Genomic DNA, 17,955 nt, shown 5'->3' with positions numbered 1-17,955 from the left:
CTGGGCTGAATTTATTTGTTATGACGTCAAGCGTAAGGTATCATTAATTATGCTATTTAACCGTCGGAGACTATTATTAACGCTGCTTGATACCCTTGGGCAGAAGGTGAGCGGTACAGACTTCCAGAAACTGCTTTTTCTTTACACCATGGAGCATGAAGAAACACCCAGCTATGAGTTTGTGCCATACCACTTCGGCGCTTTTTCGTTCACTTCCTATGCAGACAAGCGCAAGATGATCGAAGCTGGTCTGCTTGTGAACGACGACAAAAACTGGAAACTTACAGAGGCAGGTCAGGCAGAAGCTCGACATAAACCTGTTGATCAGAAAGCAGTAACAGAGTTCTGCACTCAGCACTCTGCACTGCACGGCGATGAACTTATCGCAGAGGTCTATCGCCGCTATCCCTACTATGCAACACGCAGCGAAATTGTTGATAGAGTCTTGACCGATCCTGCTGTGCGTGAGCAGGTTGATGCTGCACGCCCAGCGCACCTTGACCCCAGCCTCCTGACAATAGGATATGAGGGTAAGACACTGGAAAGATATTTAAATCAGTTGCTCAAGGCATCCGTTACTTTGCTGTGTGACGTACGCAGAAATCCGCTTAGTCGGAAATATGGCTTCTCAAAGGGTTCGCTGAGCAAGGCATGCGAGGGCGTGGGTATACGTTATGAGCATCTGCCGGAGCTTGGCATAGCATCTTCCGAACGGGGCAAGCTCGAAACTCAGGCTGACTACGAGGCACTGTTTGAACGATATGAACAGGCCTGCCTGCCGCAACAGGCTGCAGCGCTTCAAAAGATCAGGAACTGGATCGAGCATGAGGGGCACCGCGTGGCGCTCACCTGCTATGAAGAGAAACCCTCAATGTGCCACCGGCAGCGGGTTTCTAATGCCATAGAGCGGCTGGACAGTTCCAGTCTTGCGCAGCACCTATGACGGTGACATGCCAAAAGAACGCATCCTAATAACCGTCAAAACCTACCCAACACTTTCACAATATTGTATAGGCAATACAACTGGACAAATTAGTGGACATTTTTCATGACAAATATTCAGCTTATTAACGCTAATATCTTGATATTAATAAAAAATACGAAAATAAAAAGTGGACATTTTAGCGGACATAAGGACTACTTTTAATGCCGCATTCCTACACTGAAAACCACCTTGTCGAGCAGCCTGCGATCCAGCTCTTTGCTGAGCTTGGCTGGCAGACAGTGTCGGCGATGGAAGAGGTTTTCATTACACCCTCACCCCAGCCCTCTCCCCTCAAGGGCGAGGGAGTGAAAAGTGATGGCCCTCTACCTCTGGGAGAGGGAGCGGGTGAGGGACGCGTAGCGTTGGGACGTGAAACAAAAAGCGAAGTAATCCTTCTTCCCCGCCTGCGGTCGACACTCGAAAAGCTGAACCCAACACTCCAGCCTGAGGCGATTTTAGCGGCAATTGACGAGATATCCCGTGACCGCTCAGCCATGAGTCCTGCTGCAGCGAGCCGTGAAGTATGGGAGCTGCTCAAGGACGGGATCAAGGTTTCGGTTCCTGATCACGGACCCTCACCCCAACCCTCTCCCAGCGGGCGAGGGAATCAAAGCGGAGGACAGAAGATCGAGCGCGTGCAGGTCGTGAACTGGGACAACCCGAAAGAGAACGACTTTCTGCTTGTGAGTCAGATGACCATTACCGGCCCGCTCTATACCTGTAGGCCTGATCTGATCGGGTATTTGAACGGTCTGCCTATTGTTGTTATCGAGCTGAAGAAGCCGAGCGTTCCGGCCAAACAGGCCTTTGACGAAAACCTAACCAGTTATAAGCACCTGCAGAATGGTATCCCCGCGCTCTTCTGGTATAACGCCTTTATGATCGCCTCGAACGGAACTGACAGCCGCGTCGGATCGCTCACCGCTGACTGGAACCGGTTCTTCGAGTGGAAACGGATCGAACGGGAAGACGAGCCGCGCCGGATATCGCTTGACGTTATGATTCGCGGCACCTGTGAACCTGCACGCCTGATAGATATTGTTGAGAACTTCACACTCTTTTCCGAACATAAGGCAGGGCTGGTAAAGGTGCTGGCACAGAACCATCAGGTGCTTGGCGTGAACAACGCCATAACCGCAGCGCTCAATGCAAGGCAGGAGGGTCATGGCCGGGGCGGTGTGTTCTGGCAGACGCAGGGTGCTGGCAAGAGTTTTTCGATGGTCTTTTTCGCGCAGAAGATCATGCGCAAGGTGCCGGGGAACTGGACCTTTGTTGTTATCACCGACCGCACAGAGCTTGATGATCAGATCGCAAGGACCTTCAAGGCCTGCGGAGCTGTGAGCGAGACAGAAAGCAAGGTCTGCCATGCAGAAAGCGGCGCGCATCTCAGGCAGTTATTGGCCGAAAACCACCGGTACGTCTTCACGCTTATCCATAAGTTCCAGACAGCTGAAGTCCTCTGCGACAGGCGCGATGTGATCGTGCTGACTGACGAGGCGCACCGGAGCCAGTACGACACTCTGGCGCTCAATATGCGGACCGCCCTGCCGAATGCGCTTTTCCTTGCCTTTACCGGCACGCCGCTTATCGCAGGGGAAGAGCGGACGCGCGAGGTATTCGGCGATTATGTCTCTATCTATGACTTTCAGCAGTCTGTTGATGACGGTGCCACGGTTCCGCTCTTCTATGAGAACCGGACACCGGAACTGCATCTGGATAACCCGAACCTTAACGATGATATCTACGAACTGGTCGAAGCTGCGGAACTGAGCGAAGATGCTGAAAAGAGGCTGGAGCGGGAACTCGGCAGGCAGTATCACCTTATTACCCGCGACGAGCGTCTTGAGGTGATTGCAAAGGACATAGTGCAGCATTTTTTAGGCAGGGGTTTTCAGGGCAAGGCCATGGTCGTTTCTATTGATAAAGCCACGGCATTGCGCATGTATGACAAGGTCAGAAAATATTGGCAGGAAGATCGAGCGCGGATCGAGAAGGAGCTTGCTGCTGCAGGCCTGCCGGATGAGCGACGCCGGGAGTTGGAGGACCGGCTGAAGGTGCTGACAACTGCAGATATGGCGGTAGTCGTCTCTCCGGGACAGAATGAGATCGAGCAGATGAAAAATCTCGGCCTTGATATCGTGTCGCACCGGAAGCGCATGAATGACGAGCCGCTTGACGAAAAGTTTAAAGACCCGGCTGACCCCTTGAGTCTGGTATTTGTCTGCGCCATGTGGCTGACCGGCTTTGATGCGCCGAGCTGTTCTACCATCTACCTCGACAAGCCCATGCGCAACCATTCCCTGATGCAGGCGATTGCGCGCGCAAACAGGGTCTTTCCTGAAAAGAAGAGCGGTATGATCGTTGACTATGCCAATGTGTTTGCTTCCCTCGAAAGGGCGCTGGCGATCTATGGAAAAGGTCAGGGCGGCGCAATGCCGGTGCGGGACAAGAAAGAGTTGGTTGCAGAGCTCCGCACTGCACTGGCTGAGGCAACAGACTTCTGCGCAGATCATGGTGTAAATCTTACAAACATCGAAACAATACCTGCTGTCAATTTCGAGCAGGCAGGAGCCATTGCTCAAGCAGCAGACCGTTTCATGGCTCCGGAGTATCTTCGCAGGGAGTTTCTTGCAAAGGAAGGGCTGGTGAATGGATTGTATCGTGCAGTAAAGCCCGATCCTGTTGCTTTTGAATTTTCATCACGATGCGCATGCTTGCGTGCAATTGCCGAGGTTGTCCGCGGTACTACTGAGCCGCCGGACATTTCAGCGGTTATGCAGGGTATTAAGGTGCTTCTTGATGAATCGATAGCATCTGATCCATTCCGCATTAGCGAACAATCAGCGCCCTATATTGGTGCGGTTAATCTTTCCCTTATCGACTTTGAGGCCCTCCGGAAACGTTTTGAACGGACAGCCCCGACTAATACTGATGTGGAAAGACTGAAGTCTGCAGTTCGGGCCCAGCTTGAACGGATGGTAAGACTGAACCGCACCAGAACAGACTATCTGACGAAGTTTCAGGAACTCATTGAGAGTTACAACAATGGCAGTCGAAACATCGAGGAGATCTTCCGTGAACTGCTCGCAATGTCACAGATTCTCAGCGAAGAACAGACGCGCCATGTACGCGAGCACCTGACTGATGAAGAGCTGACCATCTTCGACATACTTACAAGGCCGGGGCCGGAGCTGGCAACTGAAGAGCGCGAGGAGGTCAAGAAAGTCGCGAGGATGTTGCTGGAGAGACTGAAGGCCTTACTTGTGCTGGACTGGAGAACCCGCTCAGCCACCCGCGCACAGGTGCGCATACAGATCGAGGATGTGCTTGATGATGGTCTGCCTCGGGCCTATTCGAAAGATTTATATCAGGCGAAATGCGCGACGCTCTTTGAACATGTGTACGAGAGCTACTACGGCGAAGGCAAAAGCGTATATATCGGAGCAGCCCAGAGATAAAGGTTTTTTTCTAAGACCATGAATTTCGCCTCTGCAGTAAAGGTCATAAATAGTCTTCTAAAAACGATTCAGCCTCATACGTTTAATGGTTCCTGGATACTGCACAATGCTCCGCAGGTTTACCGTTTTATTCAGAAAAATATCAGAACAGAAATAGGCGGCATAGATTGGGACAGGATCACCAGAGCCCTGGACCGCAAAGTTCAACGAAAATGGACTGCTTCGCCTCGTGGCAGACGATCAAGATCCTGTCGGGATAAGAGAGCGGTTGAAATTATCCTGAAAAAATATCAGGACAAACTTTATACATTTCTCTCTCCGGTGGATAAACAGGATAGAGAAGTTCGGGACATCATCAGCATTGCCCTGGTACGAATTGCCCAGGCAGGAAATCCAGATGCCAAAGAGGATCTTGTCAGGCTGCTCAGGTTCACTATCGATCAGTGGATCGAACAGCACCCAAGGATATCATGCTGGCAAGGACTTGACGATCTGATTCAGAAACATATTGAAGGCTGTATCCGCCGATATCGTTATTCAGGCTCATTTATCCGGTATCTGTTCAAGACACTGGAATATGCAGGTAGAGGTCTTAGACCTATCGTCGCCTATTCTCTGGATGATTTTCAATACTCCGGCGAAAAAAGAAGAAGCGATAGAGTTGCGCAGGATGCTGAAACCGGAGAGATCGTGATATATCGGTGAAACGCTGAAGGGGATAACTGTTCTTCCAGCCTCCGAATCTGCAGACGGTAATTGGCGGATACCGGTGCAATGAAATATAATAGCTGCAATTAATTTTTTGAGAAAATAATGAGGACGGTCGTGAACCATGAACCTGAATAAAATGTGCCCTGACTGCGGGGCTGAGTATCAGCCGCATATCGAGAAATGCGCGGACTGCGGTGTGGTCCTGCTTTTGCCTGAAGAATTAGCAAAGGCGCAGGAGGAACGGGAGCGGACAGAGGAGACGGCTGTTGATAACTCGATGAAGGTCATGGAAGGTGACTTGAGCTGGATGAGCGAACTCAGGACGGTACTCCTGGATGCCGGCATCCCGTGCATGCTCCATTCCGATGCCGGCTGCAGGAAGGGCTGCTGCGGTAATACGGTGCAGCTGAAGGTCTCGCTGGAGGATCTCGAAAGGTCTCAGCAGACGATCGAAGAATACCTTATGGAACTGGACCCAGACCTGAGGATCGCAAAAGAGATGTTCGGGAAAGGGAAATGCCCGGCCTGCGGGTCCCCTATCGGTCATGATAGCCGCGAATGCCAGGATTGCGGACTGCCCCTGATCATTGTTGGGGAAGAGGACTGAGAAAGGGGCGCCGGAACGGGGCAGGTCTGCACTCTTCATAAATAGGACCCGGCAGCAAGTCTTCAGTGTATCAGGCGATGTATGAGCCACGAGTCGAAAATCAAACTGCCCGCAGGACGTTCATGATACCGGCCAATCATCGGTTATAATAAATCCGGAAGAACAGCATGGTCATGAATCTAAAAGAAACGATAATATCTTCTTTATTCTTTCACCTAATTCTATTCCTGCTCATGATAGCAGTGTCGAATTATACGACGGGCCGCCTGGGGGACGTCCAGAAGATCCTCTCGGTTGATCTCGCGATGAAAGAAAGTAAAGACCAGTCCGCAACGCTGAGCGATTCTGAATATGTTCAGCCCCTGGAGTCCAGCCCGCCCTCTGATGAAGGGATAAGCCTGTTGGATCAGGCTGTCAACAATCTCATAACAGAGTCAACAAATATCCCTGAGCCTGAAAAGAAAGTCGAACCCTCAGCCAGTCCGAAGACTGAAGATGCCGAAAAGCCTTCTATCCAGAGAGAGGGATTCACCAGCCGGGAAGCCTATTATCAATTCATCATTCTCCATAAAAAAATCTTCGCGCAAAAGGCCGGGGCCAGAATACATGAGCTCTTGGGCGAGGCGCTTAAGGTGAACAGACGAGAATTCTTCGGCGGCACTGCTGTCGTCAGTTTAACGTTTGGGCCTGATCGTACATTGCATGAGATTGTTGTCGATTCTGCGTCACCAGTATTGAAGGCCTTTCTCGATGAGATCAACTGGGGTTTTGTACCTGCTCCGGCTGCCTTTTCGCTCGGCTATACCAGGGTGCAGATAGAATTTACCGTGCTTGAGGGATCCATGAGTTTCAATATAGCCCCACTATAAGCAGCAGGGCAAAAAAGGAAAAGAGATCAAAGGGCAACGATGTTTGTGAAAGGGATCTTGGCCATGCAATGGGGCTGGTCATGGGGAAAGTTGGTGGCGGTGCAGGGATTCGAACCCCGGACACTGCGAATATGAGTCGCATGCTCTACCACCTGAGCTACACCGCCGCGAAAGCTGATAGCTGACAGCTGTTGGCTTTCAGCAAGATTGAAATTATACCAGATTCAACCGGTCTAATAAAAGAGGCTGAAGCGCCGCGTCCTGATATTGATCAGAACGCCTGCCGAGATGAAGTTGGAAAGCAGGGCTGTGCCTCCGTAGCTCATGAACGGCAGAGGGATACCGACAACAGGCATGATACCCAGGGTCATACCGATGTTGACGAAAAAATAGATCGTGAACATGAAGGTGATGCCGAGCGCAAGCAGCCTTCCAAAATCGTCTTTTGCCTTTCTTGCTGTATCAAGGCCGCGCACGAGCAGGATAAAGTAGAGGAACAGGAGAAAGAACGAGCCCATAAAACCCCATTCTTCTGCAAACACGGCAAAGATGAAGTCAGTATGTTTTTCCGGCAGGAACCGAAACGGACCCTGCGTTCCTTTAAGATATCCTTTTCCCGAGAACTCTCCTGATCCTATTGCGATCTTTGACTGGTTTATATGATAGCCGATGCCTGTGGGGTCAGCCTGGGGATCGATGAACGCGATAAGGCGGTTCTTCTGGTAGTCCTTCAACCCTGTCCAGGCGATATTGCCGACAAAAGGAAGCGACACAAGCCCAATGACCACGAGTGTTACCAGAAGTTTTCTCTGGAAACCTTTTGCAAGGGAAACGGATGCAAAGATCAGAAAAACGACAATGGCAGTGCCGAGGTCAGGCTGTTTGAAGAGGAGCAGGAACGGCAGGAACACGACCGTAAAGAAGACGCGCATGAGGGAGATGGCCTGCAGAGCTTCCCGTGACAGACTGTAATAGCTCGCCAGCATGATGATGAATATGAGCTTGAAGAATTCAGAGGGCTGAAATGAGAAGAAGCCGAAGCTGAGCCATCGCTGCGCACCCATGCCGGTTCTCCCGGAAACAAGCACCAGGACCAGAAGCAGAACACCGATCACGTACAGGGGCAGGGCGATCCTTCCCAGCCAGATATAGTCAAAGCTGACAACTGCGATGAGCGCGCAGATACTGATCATAAGCCATACGATCTGTTTTATATAAAATGAGGCCTGCGGCGCATCTCCCGGCTGCCGCGTTGCGCTGAATATCGTCATTATGCCGATACATGAGATCGCGATGATGGTAATGAAGGTGACCCAGTCGAAGTTCTGGATAAAACGCCGGTCAATTCTGAACATTGAGCAGTTCCTTCTTCTTTTCCTCAGGCAGGAGATAGGCCTCAAGAGCTTTTTTTGCAATAGGTGCGGCTGCACTGCCGCCGTGGCCGCCATGCTCCACAAAGACCGACATGGCGATCTCCGGTTTTTCCACAGGGGCAAAGGAGACGAACCAGGCGTGGTCCCGGAATTTTTCGGAGAGATATTTCGAGTCCTTCCTGATGCCTACGACCTGGGCAGTCCCTGTCTTGCCGCCCACGGTTGCCATGGATGATCGTGCAGCTGCCCCTGTGCCTCCCGGCTCATTGACAACACCTTTGAGTGCATCCCGCACAATCTCAAGGGTTTCCTGCCTGAGCCCCGCGTTTCGAACAAGCTCCGGAACCGTGTCCTTGAGTATAAGCGGCTTGTATACAGAGCCTCCATTTGCAACTGCGCTCATCATGACCGCAAGCTGTAAGGGGGTCGTTGAAACATAGCCCTGTCCAATTGAATTGATAAAGGTCTCGCCAAGGAACCAGGCTGTCTTTTTCGTTTCGAGCTTCCAGTCGGAATTCGGAATCAGGCCCTTCCTCTCTCTGCCGAGAGCAATGCCGGTCTCAGCGCCGAGGCCGAGTTTCAGTGCATAGTCGTGGACCTTGTCAAAACCCACACGCTTTCCGGTCTCATAGAAGAAGACATCGCAGGACTCAACAAGGGCGCGATGAATGGAGACAACGCCGTGTCCTGTTTTTTTCCAGCAGCCGAACCGCCATTTCCCGTAATTCAGCCCGCCCCTGCAGTCGGCCTTTGTGCCGGTATCAATGGCGCCCTCTTCAAGTGCAGCGATAGCGGTCAGGATCTTGAATGTGGAGCCCGGCGGATACTGGCTCTGGATCGCCCTGTTCAGCATGGGCTTCTTTTTATCCTCCATGAGGTCTTTCCAGTCGTTGTAGCTCACGCCTTTTGCAAACCGGTTCGGATCGAACGAGGGGGAACTGACGAGGCCCAGGACCTCGCCCGTATCGGTCTTGAGGGCAACGAGCGCGCCGGCCCTGCCTTCAAAAGCCTTCTCAGCCTCTCTCTGCAGGGCAATATCGATGCTCAGGTCAAGGTCAGAGCCCTTGATGGGCGCTGTCTCATAAAGAAGCCGTATCTCCCTGCCCACAGCATCAACCTCGATGATCCGCTGGCCTGCCGTTCCACGCAGGGTTTTGTCATACAGTTTCTCAACTCCCCATTGCCCGATGAAGGCCTCAGGGGGGACATCCTTGAAATTCGGATCGTTTGCCTGGGCCGGATTCAGTTTTCCGAGGTACCCGATCAGGTGAGAACCTACGCTGCCATACATATACTCCCTGCTCGTTTCGACCTCGACAAGAAGGCCCGGAAAATCAGATCGCCGGGCTTCGATAACACTGATCTCGCTGAAGCTGAGGCCTTCTTTTACCCTGACAGGCGTAAAAGGGCTTGCAGCTTTACGCATGATCCTGTCATACAGCTCAGGTTCCGGGACGTTCAGCAGCCCTGACAGGGCAGTGATATTGCCTTTGTTGAATTCCTGCGGTATCACGGAGGCGCAGAAATAGGGGGTATTTTTTACAAGGGGGACCCTGTTCCTGTCAAAGATAATGCCACGCGGCGCAGGCACACCGATGACCCGCAGCCTGTTCGATTCTGATATCTTTCGCAATTCATTTCCCTGCAGGACCTGGAGCTGCCAAAGCCTGAGGAGAACGACCACGAACCCTGCAATGAGCAGGTAGCTGATGAGTATGATCTTTTCTGTGCCTGACTTTTCAGTCTGCATGGGCCGGTTTTATGAACATGCCTGCTGCCGAGTTCAGGAGAGCCTGCATGATGGTTATGAACAGGGCAGATCCCGGGTCTGTCGGAGGTTTGTCAAAAATGCTGAGCGAAAGGAAGACGACCGAGTTGTCGATAACGGTGAAAAGGGCAATGCCGAGCATGCCCAACAGAGGCGTCCATACAAAGATCCCGCCGGAAATGAAAAAAGAGGAGAGAAAACCCACCAGGCTCTTGCCCAGCATGTTCGGGCCGAGAATAGGCGATGAGAGGCTGTCTTCGATCGCGCCGATCAGCAGCCCGAAGATCACCCCTCTGTTCTGGCCGTATTTTATGCCGGCGTAGTACGCGAGAAGGGCTGTGATATTCGGCGCCACAGAGAGCAGAGAGATCTTTGCCTGAAGCAGAAATGCGATGAAAAAGATCAATGCCCAGAGCAGGTAGTTCATTTTATGATAAGCACTTCTTCTATGCTTGCGTTGTCGACAAAGGGAATAACCTCGATATATTGAAACTGGCCGGCACCCTGCCTGTTGACCTTTGATACATATCCTGCCGGGATGCCCGGAGGAAAGAGCAGATCCAGCCCTGAGGTGACCACGATCTCTCCCTCTTTTACTTCATGTTCCGGCGGCAGATATTTCAGGATGGTCTTGCCGGTTCCGGTTCCGGACAGAATCGCCTCTTTTCTGCTTTCCTGCAGCCTGACCGCTGCTGCAAAGTTGATGTCCGTAAGGAGCAGGACACTCGAGAACGAATCAGAGACATTGAATATCTTGCCGGCAAGGCCTTTTGGCGTGATGGCGGTCGAGTCTTTTGTTATGCCGTCCTGCATACCCTTGTCAAGAATAAAGGTATGCGTCCAGTGGCTCGTGCCTCTGCCGATGATCCTGGCTGAAGCGATGGTATCCTTATGGTCTTCTTTAAGCTTGAGCAGGTCCTTCAGACGCTTATTCTCCAGGAGGGCTTCCTGGTATCTCATACGTTCGAGCATGAGCTCGTCCACTTTTTTCTGCAGCGCTCTGTTGTCCTCGTCCCTGACCGCGATCATCTGGAAAGGGCGCTTCAGTGTCTCAAGAACAGCGGATATGGCAGAAGAGGCTCCATTGAGGAGAAAGGACGCAGGATTGTCCATAAGGGAATATCCTTTTCTGCTCTGGTAGGTCATGAAAGAAAAAAGGATAATGACAATGATAAAGAAAAGAACTGCCTTTTTTCTGAACATTACATTGTCGAGATCAGTTTATTGCAATTCTTCTGAGCAGTTCCAGCTCGTCGAGCATCTTGCCGACCCCCTGCACAACTGCGGTGAGCGCATTCTCGGCCACAATGACCGGAAGGTTCGTCTCCTGTTTGATCAGCATATCAAGCCCTCTCAAAAGCGCTCCGCCGCCGGCAAGAACAATGCCTCTGTCCACGATGTCGGCCGCAAGTTCAGGCGGCGTATTCTCAAGCGCTGCCTTGATGGTATCGAGGATAATGTTCGTCGGCTCAGATAGTGCTTCACGGATCTCATCTTCATTTATGGTGATCGTCTTTGGAATGCCCGAGATCAGGTCTCTGCCCTTGATATCCATGACCCGTTTATCAGGACCACCGGAACCGAATGCAGAACCGATATTGATCTTGATCTGCTCGGTCGTTGTTTCGCCTATCATGAGGTTGTATCTACGTTTTATGTAAGCCATGATCGCTTCGTCCATCTTGTCGCCGCCCACGCGGACAGCCTTGCTGTACACGACGCCGTCCAAAGAGATGACCGCTACGTCAGTCGTGCCTCCGCCGATATCAACGATCATGTTCCCGGATGGCTCTCCCACGGGAAGGCCGACGCCGATAGCTGCGGCCATCGGTTCTTCGATCAGGTAAACCTCACGGGCTCCTGATGCCTCTGCCGCATCCTTGACAGCCCGCTGTTCGACCTGTGTAATGCCTGATGGAACGCCGATGATAACTCTCGGCGAGACAAAACTCCGTCTGTTGTGAACCTTCTTGATGAAGTATTTCAGCATTTCGCCGGTGGCGTCAAAGTCGGCAATAACACCGTCTTTCATGGGTCTGATCGCCATAATATTCGCAGGGGTCTTGCCCAGCATCTTCTTTGCCTCTGCCCCTACTGCGATGGTCTTCCGGTTGTCTTTTCTGATAACGACAACAGAAGGTTCGTCGCAGACGATACCCCGTCCTTTTACGTACACCAGGGTGTTTGCGGTACCCAGATCAATGGCAAGGTCGTTTGAAAACATTCCAAGTATATTATGAAAAAACATGTCAGCTCCTCAAAGTAGAATTAACGTTCGATTACGGTTGTCCCGGCGATCTCATCGCCCAGGCGCCTGCTCTCTTTATTGCCGAGGATCAGAATAAACTCCACTGCAGCTATCACAGGAAGAACGATCCATCCGATCCATGGCACAAGCCATAAGACATATCCCAGACCAAGTGTGCTGTTTCTGAGCAGAGACTCCCTGAAGGTGCAGGGCTGCAGGGTGTCTGGGGAAACCACCTTCAGCCGGATCAGTTTTTTCCCAAGGCTTCTGCCGTCGAACAGACCATCTCCTAAAAGAAGATAGGCCAAACCGGCAAGAAAACCGGCCCTTGGTATAATTTCGATTACTGCTGCAATGAGAATAAAATCAAGGATTTTTGCGGCTGCTCTCAGAAGGAGCCCAGCCCTTCTCGGTTCCTCGGACATTGGGAATACTAACAAAACCCTTTAATATTTTTCAATAATTAACATAGAATAGCATGCTCTCTCAATCCAGGAAGGAGATAACTTCGTATGAATATCGTGCTTGCAACCAGGAACAGAAAAAAGGTCGAGGAGATGAAAAGGATGTTTCCCGGCCATAAGATCACGTTTAAGACCCTCGATGCCTTTCCCGGATGTCCCGAGGTCGATGAGGACGGGCAGACATTCCGGGCAAATGCCAGGAAGAAGGCCCTTGCCGTAGCACGCTATACCGGCTGTCCGGCCCTTGCTGATGATTCAGGCCTTGAGGTGAGAGCCCTGGACAATGCCCCCGGGGTTTTTTCTGCCCGGTATGCCGGAGAAAATGCGGATGACAGGAAAAATGTCAGGAAAATACTCAGGGAAATGAGAACTGTAACAGACCAGAAGGACCGAAAGGCCAGATTTGTCTGCTGTATGGTATTTGCCCTCCCTGATGGGAAATGCAGGACGTTTACCGGATATGTCAGCGGCAGGATCGCTGAGAAGCCGAAAGGTTATAATGGGTTCGGATACGACCCTCTGTTTTACCCTGCAGGGCATGACAGGACTTTTGCCGAGATGACCGACCTTGAGAAGGATGCGCTGAGCCACAGAGGAAGGGCAATGAAGAAGCTTCATGCATATCTAAAATCAATCCTATAACAGCCACCAGAGACCTTTATACAGTAGCCCCTTTCTTATTGAGAGCTGAAAATAAATAATTCTTATCTGCGTATCAAAAATATGAATTTGACTAACAAAAATGCCGGCCTATATAGTTATAGGGTTTCAAAAGGTTTAAACTGCTGTCTGTAGTAGGTCTACACGCGGTTGTGGTTTTTCTGGATGCAAATACAGTTAATTCATGAGGAGGCTGCATGAGGTTAGTACTGCTTGGAGCGCCTGGAGCCGGTAAAGGAACGCAGGCAAAGAAGATCATAGAGAAGCACGCTGTGCCGCAAATATCTACAGGCGACCTGTTACGCGCAGCTGTTGCTGCAGGAACAGCGCTTGGCAAGGAAGCAAAGGCTGTAATGGACAGGGGAGAACTCGTGCCTGACAGTGTTGTTCTGGGCATGGTGGAGGAGAGGATCAAGCAGGATGACTGCAAGAACGGGTATATCCTGGACGGTTTCCCGAGGAATACGAAGCAGGCAGAGGCCCTTGATGCAATGTTGGGAAAACTGAACATGTCGCTTACGGCAGCGCTCAGTGTTGATGTTCCCCTTGAGAATCTGATGAAGAGGCTCACCGGCAGGAGGACCTGCAAGGCCTGCGGCCAGATGTACAATGTATATTTTGGCGCGCCGAAAAAAGAGGGTACCTGCGACAAGTGCGGCGGCGAGCTCTTCCAGAGGGATGATGACAAGGAAGAGACGATCAAGAAGAGACTTGATGTGTACACTGCCCAGACAGCTCCGCTGATAGACTACTACGGCAAAAAGGGCATCCTTAAATCAGTTGATGGCGGCACAGGCACGATTGACGAGATCTTCGTCAAGGTCTGTAATGCCCTGAACCTGAAATAGCGTATTTACCGTATCAATATCTATAACCTGAACAGGAGGAAGTGCAAATGTCTTTGATCAAGCCCCATGGTTCTGACGAACTGAATCCGCTGTTTGTCTATGACTCAGAGAAGAACGAGGCCCTGCAGAAGGAAGCAAAAGGCCTTGCTTCAATTGTTGTAAGTTCCGCAACGGCAGCTAATGCCGTTATGATGGGTTCCGGGTATTTTAACCCGCTCACCGGATACATGAACAAGGCTGATGCCCTGTCTGTTGCAAACAACATGAAGACTGCGTCCGGCCTCTTCTGGCCCGTGCCTGTCCTGAACCTGGTGCAGAATGCAGGTTCTATCAAGGCAGGCGACCGCATTGCTCTGAAAGACCCCAATGTCGAAGGCAATCCTGTGCTAGCGGTCATGGATGTCAAGGCAGTGGAAGAGTTCAGCGATGCGGACGTCGAGATGATCTGTAAGAGTGTGTACCGCCCCAGCGACAAAGAGGCGCACCCGGGGGTTGACGCATTCAAGGCCCAGGGCAAGGTCCTGCTTTCCGGTCCGATCCAGGTGCTGAACTTTTCGTACTTCCAGGCCGAGTTCCCGGACACCTTCCGCACCGCAGTCGAGATACGCGACGAGATCAAGGAGCGCGGATGGAAGAAGGTTGTTGCATTCCAGACCAGAAATCCGATGCATCTGGCCCATGAAGAGCTCTGCCACATGGCGATGGACCGCCTCGGCTGCGACGGTCTCGTGATCCATATGCTGCTGGGCAGGCTGAAGAAGGGCGATATCCCGGCTCCTGTGCGCGATGCCGCTATCCGCAAGATGGTCGAGCTGTACTTCCCGAAAAACAGCGCAATGGTGACCGGCTATGGCTTTGATATGCTGTATGCAGGACCGAAAGAGGGCGTTCTGCATGCAATTTTCCGCCAGAATATGGGTGCAACTCACTTCATCGTGGGCCGTGACCATGCCGGTGTAGGAGATCACTACGGAGCATTCGATGCCCAGACTATCTTTGATAATGAGGTGCCTGCTGGTGCACTTAAAATTGAGATATTCAAGGCAGACCACACTGCTTACTCAAAGAAACTTAACAAGGTTGTCATGATGTGTGAAGCGCCTGATCATAAAAAAGAGGACTTTGTCCTGCTGTCAGGAACAAAGGTTCGTGAAATGTTAGGTAATGGTATTGCACCACCTAAAGAATTCTCACGTCCTGAAGTGGCTGAAATTCTGATCAAGTATTATCAGAGCCTTGAAAAATAAGTTCATGCTCAGTCAGAAGGCGCATAAATTGTAAGGGGTTATGGAATGGGGGTTGACAAATCAGTCAAGCCCCATTCAGAATTCAAAGCCCCAATTATGGTGAGAGGGGGTGGAACCCGGTTCGGTTTGCAAAGCCTGTTTTTCAGGCTCAATATAAGTCTCAAAAATTTTACAGGAGGATCAAGCAATGCCAAGTTTTGTTATTACTGAGAAGTGTGACGGTTGCAAGGCGCAGGACAGGACCGCCTGCCAGTATATCTGCCCTCATGACCTGATGGCCCTTGACAGGACACTGATGAAGGCGTACAACCAGGAGCCGGAGCAGTGCTGGGAGTGTTTTAACTGTGTAAAGATCTGCCCGCAGCAGGCGATCGAGACCAGGGGTTATTCAGATTTTGTTCCCCTCGGTTCCAGCAATGTCCCGATGAGAGGCACAGACTCCATCATGTGGACGATCAAGTTCAGAAACGGAATACTCAAGAGGTTTAAATTCCCGATCAGAACAACCGCAGAAGGTTCAGTCGATCCGTATGCAGGCAAGCCGGCACCGGATTTTGCGAATCTCAACAAGCCCGGGTTCTTCAATGGGCCTGCAAGAACAGAATAGGAGGACTATATAAATGGAAAAAGAAACGTGTACATTTTCATACTGTCAGAAGCCTGCAGTCACCGAGGTCGAGTGCGATCTCCTGATCATGGGCGGCGGTATGGCAGGATGCGGTGCAGCTTTTGAAGGCGCCCGCTGGGCAAATGAAAAAGGCTTGAAGGTGGTCATGGTCGATAAGGCAGCAACAGACAGAAGCGGCGCAGTCGCTATGGGTCTGTCGGCTATCAACACATACGTGGGCGAAAACCAGGTCGCTGACTATGTCAAATACGTCAGAAACGACCTCATGGGCATCATCAGGGAAGATCTTGTATTCGATCTTGGCAGACACGTCGACAATTCTGTTCAGCTCTTTGAAGAGTGGGGACTCCCTATCTGGAAGAAAGGCGATGACGGTTTCTCGCTCGACGGCTTCCAGGCAAGGGATGCCGGCAAGGCCAGCCTTAAGGATGGCGGAACACCGGTCAGGTCCGGCAAGTGGCAGATCATGATCAACGGTGAGTCTTACAAGGTAATCGTGGCAGAGGCTGCCAAGAAGGCCCTTGCGACCAACCGCGAAAAGACCGGCATGGACCAGAACCATTTTGAAAGAGTATTCATCGTTAAGGCTGTTATGGATACCAACGGCAAGAACGTTGCTGCTGCCATCGGCTTCAGCACCAGAGAGAACAAGATCTACTCCTTCAAGGCGAAGGCAATGATCTGTGCGACCGCTGGAGCTGTTAACTGCTTCAGGCCGAGGTCTGTCGGCGAGGGTATGGGAAGAACATGGTACCCCGTATTCAGCGCAGGCTCAGGCTATGCATTCGGTATGCAGGCAGGTGCTGAGCTCTCACTCATGGAAAACAGGTTCGTGCCTGCAAGATTCAAGGACGGTTATGGTCCTGTAGGCGCATGGTTCCTCTTCTTCAAGGCAAAGGCTACAGACAGCTTTGGTGAAGACTATTGCACAAACAAGGAATATTTTGATGATGCAGTAGCAAGATACGGAGACTACGCAAAGGGTATGGGCACCGCGATCAGAAATCATCTGATGATGAGAGCCATGAAGGACGGCAAGGGCCCCATCCTGATGAACACCCATACGGCCATGGCTGAGCTGGGTGCGGCATTTAAAGAGAAGCTTGGTGAAAAAGAAGGCGCCAAGAAGATGAAGCACCTCGAGGCAGAAGCTTGGGAAGACTTCCTTGATATGGCTATCGGTCAGGCGTCCATCTGGGCAGCTACCAACACCGAGCCTGACAAGACCCCTTCAGAGATCATGCCTACCGAGCCTTATCTCCTTGGTTCGCATGCAGGCTGCGCAGGCTTCTGGGTAAGCGGCCCTGGCGATCTGCCGGGCACCCCTGAGCACTACAGCTGGGGTTACAACAGGATGTCCACCGTTCCCGGCCTCTTCATGGCTGGCGACGTTGTCGGCGCATCAGGCCACAAGTTCTCCTCCGGTTCTCATGCAGAGGGCAGGATAGCAGCCAAGTCAGCACTTCAGTATATAATGGACCATGCTGACTACAAGCCTTCTCCGAAGCTGAGCCTCGACGAGATTGCTGCTGAACTGTATCTGCCGTTTGAGATGTATGAGAAGTACAAGACATACACCACAGATCCTACGATCAATCCGAACTACATCGGACCAAAATCACTGCAGCTGAGACTTCAGAAGATTGCTGACGAGTATTTTGGCGGCGTAGCAACCTGGTATATGACCTCAAGGACGATGCTTGAAGCAGGTCTTGCAAAGCTCGAGATGCTGAAAGAGGACGCAGCCAAGATGGCGGCAAAAGACCTCCATGAACTTCTCAGGTGCTTCGAAAACTACCACAGAATCCTGTCGGTAGAGGCACACGCAAGGCATATCCTCTTCAGGGAAGAGTCCAGGTATCCTGGCTACTACTATAGAGGCGACTTCAACAAGATCGACGACGTAAACTGGAAGTGCTTTACGAACTCAAAGTACAACAGCGAGGCCAACACATGGGAATTCAAGAAGGTTCCCTATGTGCAGATGTATCCTTAGTTAAAGACTGTTTGGGGAGGGCAATGCCCTCCCCAATTTTTTCTATCAATTAAAACTGCATATTCCAGTGCGCAACTATAATCTTGTTCATTG

Annotated in this window: 16 protein-coding genes and 1 tRNA gene; 10 read left to right on the top strand and 7 right to left on the bottom strand. The window is 51.4% G+C overall.

The window, feature by feature from the left end; genetic code table 11:
* Window positions 1–49 precede the first annotated feature (49 nt).
* The 5 genes from HZB62_11295 (at window position 50) to HZB62_11275 (ending at window position 6,630) form a co-directional block, all read left to right on the top strand.
* Window positions 50–943 (top strand): DUF488 domain-containing protein, encoded by an 894-nt coding sequence (locus HZB62_11295; GenBank protein MBI5075732.1) that lies wholly within the window; start codon window positions 50–52, stop codon window positions 941–943.
* 203 nt (window positions 944–1,146) lie between these two features.
* A complete protein-coding gene (locus HZB62_11290) occupies window positions 1,147–4,443 on the top strand; it encodes a type I restriction endonuclease subunit R (GenBank protein MBI5075731.1) in 3,297 nt (1,098 codons plus the stop codon).
* Window positions 4,444–4,461: 18 nt separating this feature from the next.
* The gene (locus HZB62_11285) at window positions 4,462–5,148 is read left to right on the top strand and encodes a hypothetical protein (GenBank protein MBI5075730.1); all 687 of its coding nucleotides are present in this window, start codon (window positions 4,462–4,464) and stop codon (window positions 5,146–5,148) included.
* Between the two features lie 127 nt (window positions 5,149–5,275).
* The gene (locus HZB62_11280) at window positions 5,276–5,761 is read left to right on the top strand and encodes a hypothetical protein (protein ID MBI5075729.1); all 486 of its coding nucleotides are present in this window, start codon (window positions 5,276–5,278) and stop codon (window positions 5,759–5,761) included.
* Window positions 5,762–6,003: 242 nt separating this feature from the next.
* On the top strand, window positions 6,004–6,630 hold the full coding sequence (locus HZB62_11275; protein ID MBI5075728.1) for a hypothetical protein: 627 nt from the start codon (window positions 6,004–6,006) through the stop codon (window positions 6,628–6,630).
* Window positions 6,631–6,721: 91 nt separating this feature from the next.
* Here the strand turns inward: HZB62_11275 and HZB62_11270 are convergent.
* The 7 genes from HZB62_11270 to HZB62_11240 all read right to left on the bottom strand — a co-directional run bounded on the left by HZB62_11270 (window position 6,722) and on the right by HZB62_11240 (window position 12,444).
* A tRNA-Met gene (locus HZB62_11270) sits at window positions 6,722–6,797 on the bottom strand.
* A gap of 66 nt (window positions 6,798–6,863) precedes the next feature.
* A complete protein-coding gene (gene rodA, locus HZB62_11265; protein ID MBI5075727.1) occupies window positions 6,864–7,985 on the bottom strand; it encodes a rod shape-determining protein RodA in 1,122 nt (373 codons plus the stop codon).
* A complete protein-coding gene (gene mrdA / locus HZB62_11260; GenBank protein ID MBI5075726.1) occupies window positions 7,972–9,753 on the bottom strand; it encodes a penicillin-binding protein 2 in 1,782 nt (593 codons plus the stop codon). The genes rodA and mrdA overlap by 14 nt, the downstream gene beginning before the upstream one ends.
* Window positions 9,743–10,198, bottom strand: a complete 456-nt coding sequence (mreD, locus tag HZB62_11255) for a rod shape-determining protein MreD (protein ID MBI5075725.1) — start codon at window positions 10,196–10,198, stop codon at window positions 9,743–9,745. The genes mrdA and mreD overlap by 11 nt, the downstream gene beginning before the upstream one ends.
* Window positions 10,195–10,974, bottom strand: coding sequence for a rod shape-determining protein MreC (gene mreC, locus HZB62_11250; GenBank protein MBI5075724.1), 780 nt, complete (start codon window positions 10,972–10,974; stop codon window positions 10,195–10,197). Before mreC ends, mreD begins: the two co-directional genes overlap by 4 nt.
* 13 nt (window positions 10,975–10,987) lie before the next feature.
* Window positions 10,988–11,995, bottom strand: coding sequence for a rod shape-determining protein (locus HZB62_11245; GenBank protein ID MBI5075723.1), 1,008 nt, complete (start codon window positions 11,993–11,995; stop codon window positions 10,988–10,990).
* A gap of 44 nt (window positions 11,996–12,039) precedes the next feature.
* Window positions 12,040–12,444, bottom strand: coding sequence for an RDD family protein (locus HZB62_11240; protein MBI5075722.1), 405 nt, complete (start codon window positions 12,442–12,444; stop codon window positions 12,040–12,042).
* Between the two features lie 87 nt (window positions 12,445–12,531).
* Here HZB62_11240 and HZB62_11235 point away from each other — a divergent pair, with 87 nt between their 5' ends.
* The 5 genes from HZB62_11235 (at window position 12,532) to HZB62_11215 (ending at window position 17,862) form a co-directional block, all read left to right on the top strand.
* Window positions 12,532–13,125 carry an XTP/dITP diphosphatase gene (locus HZB62_11235; GenBank protein ID MBI5075721.1) on the top strand — a complete coding sequence of 198 codons (594 nt, stop codon included), beginning with the start codon at window positions 12,532–12,534 and terminating at the stop codon, window positions 13,123–13,125.
* A gap of 215 nt (window positions 13,126–13,340) precedes the next feature.
* A complete protein-coding gene (locus tag HZB62_11230; protein MBI5075720.1) occupies window positions 13,341–13,991 on the top strand; it encodes an adenylate kinase in 651 nt (216 codons plus the stop codon).
* 53 nt (window positions 13,992–14,044) lie between these two features.
* Window positions 14,045–15,238, top strand: coding sequence for a sulfate adenylyltransferase (gene sat, locus HZB62_11225; GenBank protein ID MBI5075719.1), 1,194 nt, complete (start codon window positions 14,045–14,047; stop codon window positions 15,236–15,238).
* A 187-nt stretch (window positions 15,239–15,425) separates the two neighbouring features.
* Window positions 15,426–15,845 (top strand): adenylyl-sulfate reductase subunit beta, encoded by a 420-nt coding sequence (aprB, locus tag HZB62_11220; protein MBI5075718.1) that lies wholly within the window; start codon window positions 15,426–15,428, stop codon window positions 15,843–15,845.
* A gap of 13 nt (window positions 15,846–15,858) precedes the next feature.
* The gene (locus tag HZB62_11215; GenBank protein MBI5075717.1) at window positions 15,859–17,862 is read left to right on the top strand and encodes an adenylyl-sulfate reductase subunit alpha; all 2,004 of its coding nucleotides are present in this window, start codon (window positions 15,859–15,861) and stop codon (window positions 17,860–17,862) included.
* Window positions 17,863–17,955: the final 93 nt, after the last annotated feature.

This window comes from Nitrospirota bacterium, assembly GCA_016214855.1.
GTDB lineage: Bacteria > Nitrospirota > Thermodesulfovibrionia > Thermodesulfovibrionales > UBA6898 > UBA6898.
The sequence above is the reverse complement of the archived record's forward strand: the minus strand, read 5'-3'. Positions and strand labels throughout refer to the sequence as shown.